At 56.2% G+C, this 682-nt stretch carries 1 protein-coding gene; it reads left to right on the top strand.

Annotated elements, in window-relative coordinates:
- Window positions 1–199 (top strand): hypothetical protein (locus ETC02_RS17545; protein ID WP_216367875.1); only part of this gene is annotated, 199 nt, incomplete at its 5' end.
- Window positions 200–682: the final 483 nt, after the last annotated feature.

The following is a 682-nucleotide window of genomic DNA, read 5'->3' as shown; positions in this document are numbered from 1 at the left end:
TCACCTCCTTTCTAAGGGGAAAAGCGAAGGCCGCCCGCCTATCGGCGAAACGCGCTGGAGGGCCTGCGAGGAGGCTGTTGCCGCCGCAGCAGGACCGAAGCGTCGCGAGCCGATGGCGGCCGGAGCTGGACAATTCGAAAAGCGGAGGCCGCAATGGCCAACTGTCGATACACAGCGCTTTCGTTTCGTTCGGTTTTGAGGGAATGAGAAATTCCTTCAAAAGCGCCTGTGCCTGCGTCTGCTAGCAGGTTCAGGGAAGCAAGATTCCTCGGCACAAAGCCGCAAGGAAGTTTGTTCAAAGAAGTCGCTTTGCGTCTACAAGCGGATTCGGAGAAGCCGAATTCCTCGACGCAAGACTGCAGAGAAGTGAATTCAATGAAGTAGTCTCGTTTGCGTCTGCGTCTACAAGCGGATTCGGAGAAGCCGAATTCCTCGACGCAAACCAGCGAAGAAGCGAATTCAAAGGAGCTACTTTGCGCCTTCGTCTTCCAGCAGGTTCAAGGAAGATGGATTCCTCGGCGCAAAGCTGCAAAGAAGCAGACTCAAGGCAGCAGCTTCGTTCCTTGAAAACTAGATAACCGGAAAAGCGGAGGCGAGTGTTTCGCCGCGATGGGCAAATGTTCTTCGCCCGCAGGGGTGCTGGCACCCCGAGGGGGAAGGTTATTTGACCCCGAGCGGCGGC

This window comes from Geobacillus sp. DSP4a (assembly GCF_013096875.1).
Classification (GTDB): domain Bacteria; phylum Bacillota; class Bacilli; order Bacillales; family Anoxybacillaceae; genus Geobacillus; species Geobacillus thermophilus.
The sequence above is the reverse complement of the archived record's forward strand: the minus strand, read 5'-3'. Positions and strand labels throughout refer to the sequence as shown.